Here is a 14,524-nt window from a genome sequence, read left to right as displayed (position 1 = left end):
CGGCTCTCGTGCCGGAAGCGAAGGTCATGGACCTCGCTATACAAGCTGTCGCGAACAGCTTTCCGCTCGCGCAGCCTTATCCGCGCAGCCCCGCCACCACCGGCCGGCGATAGGAGAGCGCGGCGGGCAGAAGGGCGAACAGGCTGCCGATGACGGCGAGCCCGAGCGCCGGCAGAACTTCGCCGAGGCCGATCGCCGGCGAGAGCAAAAGCCCCGTCCGCTGTGCGACGAAGCCGGAGAGGATTTGTGTCGCCAGCGCGCCGAGACCCAGGCCGAGCAGGCAGCCGAGCGCGATCAACGCGACCATGCCGAGCCAGACGACGAGCATGACATAGGCGCGCGGCGCGCCGAGCGCCCTGAGCACGGCATAGCGTCGGCGGCGCAGCCCGGCGACGGCGAGCAGCAGCAGCAGCACGGAAGCGAGGATCAGGACCGTGTTCAGCGCCGAGGCGACGACGAGGATGTCGCGGATGTCGCCGAGCGCGCCGTAAAGAGAGACCAGCACCTCGGCGGGAAAGAAGGCCATGCTGCCGCCCTGCCGATATTGCGCGCGCAGCTGATAGGCACCCGCGACGCTCTTCGGCTTGACGACGATCGCCGGTACGCCGGGGACGCGCTTGCCGTCGAAGGGCAGGCCGATCCGGTCTTCCGCCTTCGCGGGACCGCTGCCGGCCACCGAGCCCTGTTTCCAGAATGGCGCGTCGCTCGCGGCTTCCTCGGAGGCATGGCCGTTGCCGAGGCCGTGGACCTCCCAGACGCTCTCGATCGGCACGAGGATGGCGCGGTCCCAGGGCGAGCCGAGGCGGGGCAGCCGCCCGACCACCGTGTAGCCATGGCCTTCATGCTTGTGGCCGTCCTCTTCTGCGTCGGCCTGACCGGGCGTGGCGGCGTGGCCGGCGACGCCGTGGGACGGGGTGATCGTGTCGCCGAGCCTGTAGAGAACGTCGGCGCCGAGCACGGCTTCGCCCTCGGCCGCGAAGAGCCGGCCCTCGCTCGGCGCGAGCCGGCCCCAGCGACCGGCGAAGGCGGCCGTCGTTCCGACGATCGCATAGCCGCGGCTGACGTCGCCGAAGGCGATCGGCGCCACCTGCGCCACGCGCTCGTCCTTGAACAGCGTGTTGAGCAGGCGCCCATCGAGCAGCGGCAGCGCGTCCGGCTGCAGATAGACCGCCGACATCAGGAGCTGCGTCTGGCTGCCGGGCGCGCCGATGATCAGGTCGAAGTCATTGGCGGCGCTGGCCGAGCCATGGCGCAGGGCGCGTTCCTGCGCGCCGATGGCGACGCCGGTGGCGATCGCGAGCGCGATCAGCAGGACGATCGCCGGAGCGGTCCAGCGCAGCGCGCGCAGATCGGCCAGCATCATGGGAAAGGGGTTCATCAGGCGGCTTGGCGCTGTGCGGTTCGGGAGAGGTCGAGGCGCTGGCCGAAGCGCGCGAGCAGCGCCGGATCATGCGTGGCGCAGAGCAGCGTGGCGCCGCTCTCGGTGGCGGTTTCGAGCAGGAGGTCGGCGACCTCGGCGGCGTGGGCGGCATCGAGACTCGCTGTAGGCTCGTCGGCGAGGATCAGCGCCGGCCGGCTGAAAAGCGCGCGCGCGATGGCGACGCGCTGCTGCTCGCCGCGCGAAAGCAGGGCCGCGCGGCGGCGCGGATCGGGCAGGCCCATGCGGTGGGCGAGAGCGGCGGCGCGTTCCTTCTCGGTGCCGCTCAGCCGCCAGGCGGAGAAGCTCGCCGGCAACGCGATGTTGGCGGCGATGTCGAGTTCTGGGATCAGGTGAAAATCCTGGAAGACGAAGCCGATGGTCTTACGGCGCCAGCGGTCGCGGCCGGATTCGGACAGCTCGGAAACGGCGCGGTCGTTCCAGAGGATGCGGCCTCGGGAGGGGCGCAGGAGCCCGGCCACCAGATGCAGCAGCGAACTCTTGCCGCAGCCCGAAGGGCCGCTGACACCGAAGCGGCTGCCCGGTTCGATGGCGAGCAGGGGGATGTCGATGAGGCGGAAGGGCTGGCCGTCGGCGTCGCGATGGTCGAGCGCAAGGTTCTCCAGCGTCAGGCGGCCAGTGGCCGGTTCAGGCGAGGGTGAAGCCGGCATCCACGATCCTGATCTGGCTGACGAAGCCGGTCTCGGTGTCGGTGGCGGAGCCGATTTCGAGCCGGCCGGTGACCGCGACCTTGCGGCCGGCGCTGACCATCGGCGTCTCGGCCTTCATGAACACCACGACGATGTCGACCGGCCAGTCGGCATCCGACTGGCAGAAGGGGCAGATCGCCAGCGGTTCACGCGTCAGCACGAAGAAATGGCTTTCAGCCTTCAGCGGCGGCGCCATGTAGCCGGCCATGCGCACGGCGTGGCCACGCAACGCCGTGACGCGATCGGAAAACTGGAAGCCCAGCACCCCGAAGGATTTGTAGAGCCCGTCGAAGGCGATCGCCTCGGCCTCCGTGGCGGCGTGGGCGGTCCCGCAAAGGCTTGCCGCCGCGAGGCCGAGCAGGGCTTCGCGGCGGGAGAGCGACGGGAGGGGGAGGATGCGCTGCATCGCGACCTCGTCTGGCTAAGGTGGTACGGCCCGCAGGACCGTACCACGTCAATGTGCGGTCTTGCGCCTCGCGGCTTACTTGCCGCCGAGCGCCAGCGCTTCCGCCATCACGCGGAAGACGTAGGTGTTCGGCTTGTGGCCGCGGAATTTCTCCGCGCCCGGGCCCATCGCCGTCAGGATGACGTCGTCGGCGGAGTGCACGCCGCTATTGGCGTCGAAGGGCAGGTTGCCGGTCTTGCGAGCCGCGAGCGGGCCGGAGCAGTCCTTCTCGTTGGCGATGTTGGTCTTGCCGTCCGGACCCTTCACAGCCGGGACACGCTCGCCGTCCATGGCGGGGCGGCCGGTGTCGCAGGTGTCAGGATAGGAGCCATAGACCACCGCGAGGCGGCGCGAGGTGTCGACCTTGGTGGGATAGCCCTCGGCATCGACCGGGCCGTAGTTCGGCGGCACGGAGTCAGCGTAGACGCCGAGCTTGTCGCGCAGGAGCTGGCCCGGGCGGTCGTCGTCATAGGTGCCGATGATCGAGATCGGGTGGGCGTGGTCCGGCACCACGATGATCAGCGTGTCGTTGCGATCACCGGCGAAGTCCTTGGCGACCTGGACGGCGTTGTCGAGCATGATAGTGTCGAAGACCGAGCGCTCCCAGTCGAGCGAGTGGCTGTACTTGTCGATGCGGGCGGATTCGACCATCAGCAGGAAGCCTTCGGGATTGCCCTTCAGCATGTCGATGGCGGCCTTGGTCTGCTCGACGACATCGGGCTGATCCGGGAACTTGGAGAGCGTGCCCTTCTTGGCGAGGCGCAGATCGAAGGCGCCGTCGATGTTGCCGGTGTTGTAGAGGCCGAGCAGCTTCTTGGTTCCGGCGGCGGCCGCCGCGTTCATCTCGGCCTTGGTGGTGGCGAGGGTGTAGCCGGCCTCCTTGAACTTCGCGATGAAGTCCTCGCCGTCGGTGCGCTTCGAGCCCGGCGTCGTCTTGGCGAGGAAGTTGGGCGAACCGCCGCCCATGATCACGTCCGGCTTCACGTCGTAGAACATCTTGACGATGTCGTTGTAGTCGGAGCGGCGACGGGTATGCGCGACCATCGAGGCCGGGGTCGCGTCCTCGATCTCGGAATTGGTAACGACGCCCACGGCCATGCCGGTGCGACGCTTGGCCAGCTCGGCGATGGTCTCGACCTTGGGATGGTCGAGCGTCAGCGCGTTCTTGGCGCAGTAGACGCCGAGCGCGTTGACACAGGACTTGTGGCCGGTGGTGTAGGCATGGGCCGCATTGGCGCTGTCGGTCACGATGGAATCGGTGCCGGAGGTCGAGATCAGCGCCATGTTCGGCATGTCGTCCATCGCGAGCTCGCCATTGTAGCGGCCTTCTTCCCAGCCCTTCGCCAGGATGCGCGCGGCGGTGCGGTTGGCAACCGACATTCCGTCGCCGATGAAGAGGATGACGTTCTTGGCGCGGCGCGGCTGGGCGGTCGCGAAGACCTCCCACTTCACCGTGGACTTGCTGGTGCCTTGCGTCGCCTCGACCGTGTAGCTGCCGGCCGGGAGGCTGGCGCCGCGCAGCCACAGCGCCGAATGCTTCTGGCCTTCCTCGCTCTGGATGAAATTCGTCGGCCGGCCGAAGATTTCGGCGGCGGGCTTGCCGTTGATCGTCACATTGACGTCGGCGGAGGCCGGGGCGTTGGGGAACTCGACCTTGAAGTCGAAATGCGAACCTTCGAGGATCTCGGCGCGGTTGATCGGGTAGATGGTCTGGGCCGTCGCGGGCATGGCCGCGGCGAGCGCGCCCGCCATCGTCATCATCAGCAATCGTTGCGCCTGCATAGGTATCTCCGCCATCGCGTCAGGTCAAAAAGGGCGAGCCGTGCTTAGGCAGCTCGAATGACAATACGATTACCGTTCGGAATACCGTTATTTGTTATGTTATTACGTTTCTTTATTGAGCTTCAACGAACCGATAGGATCAGGTCCGTGAGCAAGGCGCGTGCCGGGTGCATGGCCGCCACCCTCCCACCGATGGGGCGCGCAAATTGTCGCAAGGGGGGCGATCGTCTACTAGGAACCGTAAGCCAGCTTCCTAACCTCAGAATTGTTCGATAACCCGATGACAGCCGCGGTCCAGGTTTCGACAGCACAGCGCGCCATGATGCCCGTGCTGATCGCTCTCAGCTTCACGCATCTGCTGAACGACATGATCCAGTCGCTGATTCCGGCGATCTATCCGATCATCAAGGATTCCTACCGGCTGGATTTCGGGCAGATCGGCCTGATCACGCTGACCTTCCAGGTCTCGGCCTCGCTGCTGCAGCCGGCGGTCGGGCTCTACACCGACAAGCATCCGATGCCCTATTCGATGGTGGTCGGCATGGGCTTCACGCTGTCGGGGCTGATCGGGCTGGCCTATGCCGGCAGCTACGGCTTCCTGCTGCTTTCGGCGGCCTGCGTCGGCATCGGCTCCTCGATCTTCCATCCCGAGGCGACCCGCATGGCGCGCAACGCCTCGGGCGGCCAGCACGGGCTGGCGCAGGGCATCTTCCAGCTCGGCGGCCAGACGGGCGGGGCGCTCGGGCCGCTGCTCGCGGCCTTCGTCATCGTGCCGCGCGGGCAGGGGAGCCTCGCCTGGTTCTCGGTCGCGGCGCTCGTCGCGATGATGCTGATGGTCTGGACCGCGGCGAGCTATGCAAGGCTCGACCGGGCGCGGCCGCCGAAGCCGGCGGCCAAGGTTGTCGCGGCGCGGCCGGGCAAAGGCTCGGTGGCTTTCGCGATCTTCATCCTGATCGTGCTGCTGTTCTCGAAGAACGCCTATTCGGCGAGCTTCAGCTCGTTCTACACGTTCTACCTGATGGGCAAGTTCGGCATCTCGATCCAGCATTCGCAGGAGATGTTGTTCCTGTTCCTGGCCTCCTCGGCAGTCGGTGCAGTGGGCGGCGGCATGCTCGGCGACCGCATCGGCCGCAACAAGATCATCTGGTTCTCGATCCTGGGCGCGCTCCCCTTCACGCTGATCCTGCCCTATGCCGATCTGTTCTGGACCGGCGTGCTGACGGTGATCATCAACATCATCATGTCGAGCGCCTTCGCAGCCATCCTGATCTATGCGCTGGAATTGCTGCCGGGGCGGGTCGGGCTCGTCGGCGGCTTCTTCTACGGGCTGTCCTTCGGCCTCGGCGGCCTTGCGGCGGCACTGCTGGGCGAGTTCGCCGACCATCTCGGCATCGAGATGGTCTACAAGCTGTGCTCCTTCATTCCGCTTGTGGGTCTGCTCGCCTGGTTCCTGCCCCGGATCAGCGAAGGCGGCGGGACGAAGGTGGGGCATTAGGCGCGGGCGGCACGCTCGCGCGCCGTCCTGCTCGGGCTTGACCCGAGCATCTTTGGCAGGAGATTCCCGGGTCTGCGCTTCGCTTCGCCCGAGAATGACGGCGCGGCTGCGGACCGTCAGATCGCGAGCTTGCCCGCCTTGGCGGCGGCGTAGCGCTCCTCGATCTTCGTCCAGTTCACCACGTTCCACCATGCCTTGAGGTAGTCGGCGCGGCGGTTCTGGTATTTCAGGTAATAGGCGTGCTCCCAGACGTCGTTGCCGAACAGCACCATCTGCTTGTCCATGACGGGGCTGTCCTGGTTGGGGCGCGGCAGCAGGCTCAGCTTGCCGGCCTTGTCGACCGTGACGAAGACCCAGCCGGAGCCGAAGACACGCAGGCCTGCCGCCTCGAAATCGGCCTTGAACTTGTCGAAGCCGCCGAGGTCGCGCGTGATCGCGGCCGCGACCTCGCCGCTTGGCGCGCCGCCGGCATTCGGCCCGATCACCTCCCAGAACATCGTGTGGTTGGCATGGCCGCCGCCATTGTTGCGGACCAGCGTGCGCAGGCTCTCCGGCAATTGGTTGAGATCGGCCAGCAACTCGCCGACCGTGGCCTTGGCGATGACGCCATTGTCCTTCGCGGCGCCGTTCAGGGCCGCGACATAGGCTGCGTGGTGGCGGTTGTAGTGGATGTCCATGGTCGCCGCGTCGATATGGGGTTCGAGGGCGTTGGCCTCGTAAGGGCGCTTCGGCAGCGAGAAGGGGCCCGCGGGAGCCGCCGGCGCGGCGGCCTGCGCCCAGACCTTCGGGGCGGAAGCGACGAGAGCTACACCGGCGCTCAGGGCGAACAGGCTGCGGCGCGAAATCGTGAAGGCTGCGGTCATGATGGCGTCTCTCCAGAGGGTTGCGGTCGTGGGGACGTTGGGAGTCCGATCCTCGTCGTGTCGGGCTGTTCTTGAGGTGACGCGCGGGAACGGAAGGTGTTCCTGCGTCATCCGCCGTGCCCTTCCGCAGAGGCCGCATCGCCGCGGCGCGCGCATGCTGCCATCCTACCGGGCACTCGGCTAGCGGTATCGGCGGCGGGTGGGCCCTTAACCGCCAGTTTACCGCGTTTGGCTACGTTCCGGAAGGAATCCAGCCGGGAAGCGCGCCGTCATGCAGGCACAGGCTCTCAAGGTCGTAGCACTACCGCAGGAGCCCGCCCCGGCGGCATCCGCGCCGGCCGCGATCCTGCCGGCCGGCGAGGCCGTGCCGGTTGAAACCGGCGCGGCGCGGGCCGTCCGCGAGATCGCGGAGCGCTTCGGCAAGCTCGGCGCCGAGATCACCGATGTCGCGGGACGCATCGTCGACGTCAGCCGCCAGCTCGACGGGCAGACGAGCGGCCTGCGCCGTGTCGTCGGCGCGGTCGATCAGGTTTCGCATGCCAACAACGCGATCCAGCAGGCTGCGGAGGGCGCACAGGCCGCGGCCTCCGCCGTGCGCAGCGGGCTCGAGCGCGTCACCGGCTCGGTCAAGCTCGGGCTGAACGCGGCCCAGACCGACATCGAGACGCTTTCGGACGAGGCGCAGTCGATGTCGCAGGCGCTGGCGCAGGCGGTGACCGACGCGCATAAGGCGCGCGCCTCCAGCGACGCGATCCAGGCGATCACCCGCGAGATCCAGCTGCTGGCGATCAATGCCGGTGTCGAGGCGGCGCGCAGCGGCGAGGCGGGCAGGGGCTTTGCGGTCATCGCGGCCGCGGTGAAGGCGCTGGCCGAGCAGACGCGCGAGGCGACCGCCGCCAGCGCCCGCCAGCTCGACATGCTGGTGCGCGCGGTCGATGGGCTGGCGCAGCGCAGCGAGGACAATGCGCAGACGGCGCGGCGCGCCATCGACGGCAGCCGGACGATCTCGTCGCAGATTGGCGAGCTCGACAGCTTCGGCCGCTCGGTGGTCCAGCTCATCGGGGAGATCGAGGCGATTTCGCAGCCGACGCGGGAGAACGCGGCTGCCTGCACCAAAGCCGGACAGGACCTTGCCGCTCTGGTGGCGGGCGTCGACCGATCGACGGAGAATCTCGAGCGGGCGGCGCAGCGCACCGACGCTCTGGTGGCGATCAGCGAAGGCATCCTCGGCTCGATCGCGGCCTCGGGCGTGCGGACTGCGCAGTCGGAGCTGATCGCGGCCGCCGTCGAGACGGCCGGCAGCATCGCGACCCTGTTCGAGCAGGGGCTCGCGCGCGGCGAGTTCGGCCTCGCCGATCTGTTCGATGAATCCTATACGCCGATACCGGGCTCGGACCCGCAGCAATACCTCACCCGTTTCGTCGCGCTGACGGACCGGCTGCTGCCGCCGCTGCAGGAGAGGCTCCTGGCGTCCAACGACCGCATCGTCTTCTGCGCGGCCGTCGATCGCAACGGCTTCCTGCCGACGCATAACCGCAAATATGCGCAACCCCAGGGCAGCGACCCGGTCTGGAACAACGCCAATTGCCGCAACCGCCGCATCTTCGACGATCGCACCGGGCTGGCGGCGGCGCGCAACCGCAAGCCCTTCCTGCTGCAGAGCTATCGGCGCGACATGGGCGGCGGCGAGTTCCTGGTGATGGAGGATCTGTCGGTGCCGATCATGGTGAAAGGCCGGCACTGGGGCGGCTTCCGCATCGGGTTGAAGGTCTAGCGCCGCCGCGATTCCGGCCAGTCGAGTTGAGTGAGCGAGTTCCGAGTCAGCGCCATGCACATCGCGCCATCCTTTCCAAACCTCTCCGTGCTGCTGATCGACGCCAGTCCGCATTACCGGCGGATCATCCGCACGATGCTGTATCAGGCGCAGCTTCACCGCATCTTCGAGGCCGCCGACCTGCCTTCGGCGGCGGCGATCTTCATCCAGAAGCAGCCGAACATCGTCATTCTCGACTGGGATCTGCCGGATAATGGCGGGCCGAAATGCCTGTCGGCGATCCGCTCGCAGAAGACCTCGCCCTTCGCCAAGGCACCCGTGCTGGTGATGATGGAGCGAGCCGACAAGCGCTCGGTCGTCCAGGCGGCGAAGCTCGGCGCGCATGAGATCATCATCAAGCCGATTTCGCCGAACAATCTATGGGTCCATCTTTCCGGCATCATCAACATACCGCGCAAATACCGGGAGACAGCTGGCGTGGTGACGCTGGTGCCGCGCGCCATCAGCAACAACATGTTCTGATGAACACACACCCTGCCGCTGAAATGCCCGAATGATTGACGCTGGCGGCGTGGTTTAGCGAAATTTTTACCAGTCCGGCGCGATGCTTGCGGGCATTATCCAGGGTCGCGCCTTCATGGTCATCACCGTTTCGCTCCCGCCCTTCCTCGGACGCTCCGAGGCGGCTGCCTTTCGCAACCAGCTCCTGGTGGCGCTTGAGCAGAACGAAAGCGTCTCCGTCGAATGCGCCGGAGCCGGCCCGCTGCCGAGTCTCTGGATCCAGCTCCTCCATTCCGCTGCCGTCAGCGCCGTCGCGCGAGGGCTTTCGGTGACGCTCAAGGCGGCTTCCTCCGAATGCCGCGAATCCTTGCGGGCGATCGGCTTCGATGCCGCTCGAAGCCCCCTCGTTCTGGAGTGACAGGCATGAAGATCCTGGCCATCGACGATACGAAGACGCTGCTTGCCCTGCTCACCCTGACCTTGCGCAATGCCGGGCACGAGGTCGCGGAGGCCGAGAACGGCGAGGACGGCCTGACGAAGTTCGAGCAGTTTAAGCCGGATCTTGTCATCACCGACCTCAACATGCCTGTGATGGACGGCATCGAGTTCACGCGCGCCTGCCGCTCGCGGCCCCTGGGGCAGAACACGCCGATCATCGTGCTGACCACCGAGAACGGCGCCGAGATCAAGGCCGAGGGGCGCCGCGCCGGCGCCAGCGCCTGGATGGTCAAGCCCTTCGAACCCAACACCCTGCTCGGCCTCGTCGCCCGCTACCAGAACTGAAGGGCGGCCGATGGATCCGTTGGCAGAACTCAAGCAGACCTTCTTCCAGGAATGCGACGAGCTCCTCGGGGCGCTGGAGCAGAAGCTCCAGGCGCTCGACGAGGGCTCCAGCGATCCGGAGGACGTCAACGCGGCCTTTCGCGCCATCCACTCGATCAAGGGCGGGGCGGGGGCCTTCGGCTGCACCGAGCTCGTCGGTTTCGCCCATGTCTTCGAGGCTTCTCTCGACCATCTGAGGTCGGGCCGCGTCGCGATCGAGGATGCGCCCTTCACGCTCTTCCTGCGCTGCTCGGACGCGGTCGCCGATCTGGTTTCGGCTGCGAGGAACGACGAACCCGCGACCGAACGGCCCGATCTTCTCGCCGCTCTGGAGCAGGTCGGCCAGGAGCCGCGTGCACAGGCGGCGCCAGCGGTGGCTGCGCCGGCGGCGGCCACGCCCGCTGCCGCGCTTCCAGCAACTTCGCCTGCTCCCGCTGCTGATGAGGCGCCTCCGGGCCTGGCCGCTCTCGGCAACCTGCTCGCCATGGTCGAGGCCAAGTCCACCGCGGCGCCGGCCAAAGCCAATGACGATGGCTGGGACGATGACGAACCCGTTGCGGCTCGGATGCCGCTCGCATCCGCGGCCAAGCCCGGCCGCGACGTGCGGCTGCGCATCGCACCCGAAACCGATCTCTTCCGCCGCGTCATCGAGCCGCGCGTGGTGCTGGGCTCGCTGCCGGCCGATGACATCGTGGCGATCCGCTGCGACCTGAGTAAGGTGCCGCCGCTGGAGACGCTCGACGTCACCGATTGCTGGCTGCGCTTCGACGTCGACCTGCGAACCGAACTTTCGGTCGAGGAACTGCACGGGCGTTTCGATTTCAGCCTCGCCAACGAGGAATTCGAGATCGAGCTGTCCGATGCAACTCCCGCCGCCGAGCCGGCGCCGGTTGCCGCTGCTCCAGAGCCCGAAGTCCCGACTTCGGTGGCCGCCGATCTTTCGGCGATCCTGGCGAAGCTCGGCCCCGCGCCGGACATGGCGGGGCAGCCCGACATCCAGCCCGCTCCGGTTCCCGTGCCGGCCGCGGCTCCCGCTCCCGTCGCCGAAGCCGTTCCCGCGGTCCGCGCCGCGCCGCGCGCGCCGGCCAACGACCAGGCCGCGGCGCGCCAGCGCCAGGCGGTCAGCGTGCGTGTCGATCTCGACCGCATCGACAAGCTGATGAATCTCGTCGGCGAGATCGTAATCACCCAGTCGATGCTGGTCGAATGCGTGCGCTCGCTGCCCTATGACGTCTACGCCAAGACGGCCGAAGGCATCCTGACCCTGTCGCGCCAGACGCGCGAATTGCAGGATCACGTCATGGCCGTGCGCGCCCAGCCGGTGAAGGCGGTGTTCCAGCGCATGCCGCGCCTCGTGCGTGAGCTCGCTCAGACGCTCGGCAAGGAGGTGCGCCTCGTGCTCGAAGGCGAGAACACCGAGGTCGACAAGACGATCATCGAGGAGCTCGCCGACCCGCTGACCCATATGATCCGCAACTCGATGGATCACGGGCTGGAGACGCCGGACGAGCGCGTGGAGGCCGGCAAGCCGCGCGAAGGAACGATCAGGCTGATCGCCGAACATCGCGCCGGGCGCATCGTGATCTCCGTCACCGATGACGGGCGCGGGATCGGCCGTGACCGCCTGCTCGCCAAGGCGCGCTCGCGCGGCCTCGTGGGAGCCGACGAGAAGCTCGCTCCGGAGGAGATCGACCAGCTGATCTTCGCCGCTGGCCTGTCGACGGCGGAAGCGGTCAGCGACATCTCCGGCCGCGGTGTCGGCATGGATGTGGTGCGCCGCAACGTCGAGTCGCTCGGCGGGCGCATCAGCGTCGATTCCGAGCCGGGCCGAGGCTGCAAGTTCACGCTGGCCTTGCCGCTCACGCTCGCCGTGCTCGAAGGCATGGTGATCCGCTGCGGCGACGACCGCTACGTCATCCCGATCGCGTCGGTGATCGAGACGCAGCATCTCGCCTCGACGCCGATCGAGAAGCTGCCCTTCGGCCAGGAGGTGCTGCGCTGGCGCGGCGAGGTCACGCCGCTGTACCGGCTCGGCACTGTGATGGGCTCGACCGGCACCACCAACGAGAACATCGTCATCATCGCCGAGACCGAGCGCGGCAACAATGTCGGCATCGCGGTCGACGAGATCGTCGGCCAGCAGCAGGTGGTGGTGAAGAGCCTCGAGGCGAACTACGGCGCCGTCAACGGTGCCTCTGCGGCGACGATCCTAGGCGACGGCCTCGTCGCGCTGATCCTGGACATCGACTCCATGCTGCGGCTTGCCGCCTCCGGCGACCGCGCCCCCCTATCTGACCTCAAGATGGCTGGATGACCATGAGCCTCCAACTCGGCGAAAAGCACTTCTCGTCTGCGCAGCCGGAAGCGGCGGCGCGTCGGATCGTCACCTTCAAGGTCGGCGACCGCACCTTCGGTATCGATGTCGGTATGGTCCGCGAGATCAAGGGCTGGCAGGCGACGACGCCGCTGCCGCACGCGGCGCAGCATGTGCGCGGCGTGCTCAACCTGCGCGGCGTCATCCTCGCGGTCTACGATCTGCGCACCGCCATCGGGCTCGGCGTCACCGATGCCACCGCGACCCATGTCATCGTCGTCGTCGATGTCGAGGACAAGACGGCGGGCCTGCTGGTCGACTCGGTCTCCGACATCGTCGACGTGCCGGTCTCGGCCGTGCGCCCGGCGCCCGATCTGGAGCGCGACGAGCACGGCCTGATCGAAGGTCTCGTGCTGCTCGACACCGACATCGTCGCGCTGCTTGATCTCGCGGCGGTGATCCGCGACGGCGGCGTCGAGACCCAAGCCAAGGCCAACCGCGCCGCCTGAGTATCCAGCGACCAGCCCGGCGTAGCGTGAGAGAGCGGGCCAGACCAAGAAACGACCTGACTGCATGGGCAACGCCCTCGGCTCTCTCTCGCATCTGACGGTCAGCCAGCCGCTGACCGCCGCCGGCTCGGCTGTGTTCGCCGGCGGCTTCGCCTATCTCGCAGCCTCGTCCGGCATGCCGGCGGTCGGCGTCGGCGCCGTTTCGGCCGTCGCGCTGCTCGGCGGCCTCGCCGCGTGGGGGGCGACCCGCTCGCTCTCGCCGGTTCGTGAGTCTCTGTCGCGGCTCCTCGCCGCGCGGGGCCAGGCCGCGCCGGCGCGTGCCGCCAAGGAAACCGGCCTGGCTGACGCCCTCGATGGCCTTCACGACGCAATGCTGGAATCCGGCCGCATCCGCGTCGCGCTCGACCATGCCGGCGCCAAGCTGATGATCTGCGATGCCGAGGGCGGCGTCGTCTATGTCAACAAGGCGCTGCTGCGCTTCTTCGGCGAGGCGCAGGAGGATTTCCGCACCGCCTTCCCGGGTTGCTCCGCCAAGGACATGCTCGGGCGCGTGATGGAGCGCGTGCAGGGCGAGCAGGGCTATGGTGCCACGGGCCTGCCCGTCGAGATGGTGCTGGGGCGCCGCACCATCCGCTTCACGCTGACGCCCGTCGCGGCATCCGGGGCGGTCGAGGCCGGCACGGTCGTGGAATGGCAGGAGCTCAGCGAGGCCTTCGTCATGACCGCTGCGGTCAAGGACGCCGTCGCTGCCGCGCTGGAGGGGGATTTCTCCCGGCGGGTCGCCGTCGATCCCAAGGGCGGCGCCTTGGCCGAGGTCGTCGCGGGGATGAACAGCGTCGGAGCCGTGGCGGAAGAGACCTTCGGAGATGTCGCCGAGGTCGTCGGCGCTCTGGTGCAGGGCGATCTTTCCCGGCGCATGACCGGTCGCTATCGCGGCCGGCTCGCGGCGCTGCAGCATGATTTCAACGATGCGCTCGACTGGCTCGGCGAGACCGTGCGCAGGGTTCAATCGACGGCGGAGCAGGCCGGCCGGGTCGCCGGAGAGATCGCCGCGACGACGGGGGATCTCGCGGCGCGAACCGAGCGCTCCGCCAGCGATCTCGGCGAGGCTTCCGCCGTCGCCGGCCAGATCGCGGCGTCCGCCCGCCAAAGCACGGTCCGCGCGCGCGAGGCCACCGAACTCGCCGGGGAGACGATGGGCGTGGCGCAGGAGGGGCAGAACGTGGTCGGCCAGGCGGTCGACGCGATCGAGCGGATCGAAGGCTCCTCGACACGTATTTCCGACATCGTGGGCGTGATCGACCAGATCGCTTTCCAAACCAATCTGCTGGCGTTGAACGCTGCGGTGGAGGCGGCGCGGGCCGGCGACGCCGGCAAGGGCTTCGCCGTCGTCGCCTCGGAGGTGCGCACGCTGGCGCAACGCTCGGCACAGGCGGCCAAGGATATCAAAGGCGTGATCGCGACCTCGAACGGGCAGGTGGCGGAAGGCGTGCGCTGCGTTCGTGGCACCGGCGAGGCACTCGGCCGCATCGTCGCCGCCGTCGGAAAGGTGTCCTCGACCATTGGCGACATCGCCTCCGAAGCAGCCGAGCAGACCAAGGGCGTCGAGGCGATGAGCGGCGGCGTCGCCCAGATGGACGGCGGCATCCGTCAGAACGGCGCCCTGGCGCAGCGCTCGGCTCAAGCCGCCGGGGAACTCGTCGACCAGGTCGCCGCGCTCGGCGATCTCGTCGCTGGCTTCCACACCGGCGGGGTAGCCTCCGGGCAGACGCGGCCCGCGCGCCGTCCCGTGGCTTCGGTGGGGGAATTTGACGCTGCCCTGTCCTCTGCGATTCCCACGCGGCGCGTCGCCAATGGCGGGCGGCATCTCAACGGACGGCCGGGGTTCTGAG

13 protein-coding genes are annotated in these 14,524 nt (G+C 68.1%); 8 read left to right on the top strand and 5 right to left on the bottom strand.

Features of this window, described 5'->3' with window-relative positions; all coding sequences use genetic code 11:
• Positions 1-76 precede the first annotated feature (76 nt).
• From GY40_RS04395 to GY40_RS04380, 4 genes are all read right to left on the bottom strand, one after another.
• A complete protein-coding gene (locus GY40_RS04395; RefSeq protein WP_081925131.1) occupies positions 77-1,378 on the bottom strand; it encodes an FtsX-like permease family protein in 1,302 nt (433 codons plus the stop codon).
• Positions 1,378-2,088 carry an ABC transporter ATP-binding protein gene (locus tag GY40_RS04390; protein WP_051987504.1) on the bottom strand — a complete coding sequence of 237 codons (711 nt, stop codon included), beginning with the start codon at positions 2,086-2,088 and terminating at the stop codon, positions 1,378-1,380. The genes GY40_RS04395 and GY40_RS04390 overlap by 1 nt, the downstream gene beginning before the upstream one ends.
• Complete coding sequence (locus GY40_RS04385) at positions 2,066-2,533, bottom strand: hypothetical protein (protein WP_038358955.1); 468 nt, start codon at positions 2,531-2,533, stop codon at positions 2,066-2,068. Before GY40_RS04385 ends, GY40_RS04390 begins: the two co-directional genes overlap by 23 nt.
• Before the next feature lie 75 nt (positions 2,534-2,608).
• Complete coding sequence (locus GY40_RS04380) at positions 2,609-4,354, bottom strand: alkaline phosphatase (protein ID WP_081925129.1); 1,746 nt, start codon at positions 4,352-4,354, stop codon at positions 2,609-2,611.
• Positions 4,355-4,634: 280 nt separating this feature from the next.
• Between GY40_RS04380 and GY40_RS04375 the strand changes: the two genes are divergently transcribed.
• Complete coding sequence (locus tag GY40_RS04375; RefSeq protein WP_038358952.1) at positions 4,635-5,849, top strand: MFS transporter; 1,215 nt, start codon at positions 4,635-4,637, stop codon at positions 5,847-5,849.
• 116 nt (positions 5,850-5,965) lie between these two features.
• Here the strand turns inward: GY40_RS04375 and GY40_RS04370 are convergent, their stop codons facing one another.
• Positions 5,966-6,712, bottom strand: coding sequence for a superoxide dismutase (locus tag GY40_RS04370; RefSeq protein WP_038358949.1), 747 nt, complete (start codon positions 6,710-6,712; stop codon positions 5,966-5,968).
• Between the two features lie 271 nt (positions 6,713-6,983).
• Between GY40_RS04370 and GY40_RS04365 the strand changes: the two genes are divergently transcribed.
• The 7 genes from GY40_RS04365 (at position 6,984) to GY40_RS28455 (ending at position 14,523) form a co-directional block, all read left to right on the top strand.
• On the top strand, positions 6,984-8,486 hold the full coding sequence (locus tag GY40_RS04365) for a methyl-accepting chemotaxis protein (protein ID WP_051987503.1): 1,503 nt from the start codon (positions 6,984-6,986) through the stop codon (positions 8,484-8,486).
• Positions 8,487-8,516: 30 nt separating this feature from the next.
• Positions 8,517-9,008 carry a response regulator gene (locus GY40_RS04360; protein WP_142021777.1) on the top strand — a complete coding sequence of 164 codons (492 nt, stop codon included), beginning with the start codon at positions 8,517-8,519 and terminating at the stop codon, positions 9,006-9,008.
• Positions 9,009-9,090: 82 nt separating this feature from the next.
• Complete coding sequence (locus GY40_RS04355) at positions 9,091-9,405, top strand: STAS domain-containing protein (protein ID WP_038358944.1); 315 nt, start codon at positions 9,091-9,093, stop codon at positions 9,403-9,405.
• A 5-nt stretch (positions 9,406-9,410) separates the two neighbouring features.
• The gene (locus GY40_RS04350; RefSeq protein ID WP_038358941.1) at positions 9,411-9,770 is read left to right on the top strand and encodes a response regulator; all 360 of its coding nucleotides are present in this window, start codon (positions 9,411-9,413) and stop codon (positions 9,768-9,770) included.
• Positions 9,771-9,780: 10 nt separating this feature from the next.
• On the top strand, positions 9,781-12,123 hold the full coding sequence (locus GY40_RS04345) for a chemotaxis protein CheA (protein WP_038358939.1): 2,343 nt from the start codon (positions 9,781-9,783) through the stop codon (positions 12,121-12,123).
• Positions 12,120-12,632, top strand: coding sequence for a chemotaxis protein CheW (locus tag GY40_RS04340; protein ID WP_081925128.1), 513 nt, complete (start codon positions 12,120-12,122; stop codon positions 12,630-12,632). The genes GY40_RS04345 and GY40_RS04340 overlap by 4 nt, the downstream gene beginning before the upstream one ends.
• A gap of 64 nt (positions 12,633-12,696) precedes the next feature.
• On the top strand, positions 12,697-14,523 hold the full coding sequence (locus GY40_RS28455; RefSeq protein ID WP_051987501.1) for a methyl-accepting chemotaxis protein: 1,827 nt from the start codon (positions 12,697-12,699) through the stop codon (positions 14,521-14,523).
• Position 14,524 lies beyond the last annotated feature (1 nt).

Origin of the sequence: Allobosea sp. UNC402CLCol, from assembly GCF_000745475.1 — a bacterium.
GTDB classification, from domain to species: Bacteria; Pseudomonadota; Alphaproteobacteria; order Rhizobiales; family Beijerinckiaceae; genus Allobosea; species Allobosea spartocytisi.
Note: the sequence above shows the minus strand (reverse complement) of the source record. Positions and strands in the feature narration are given on the sequence as shown.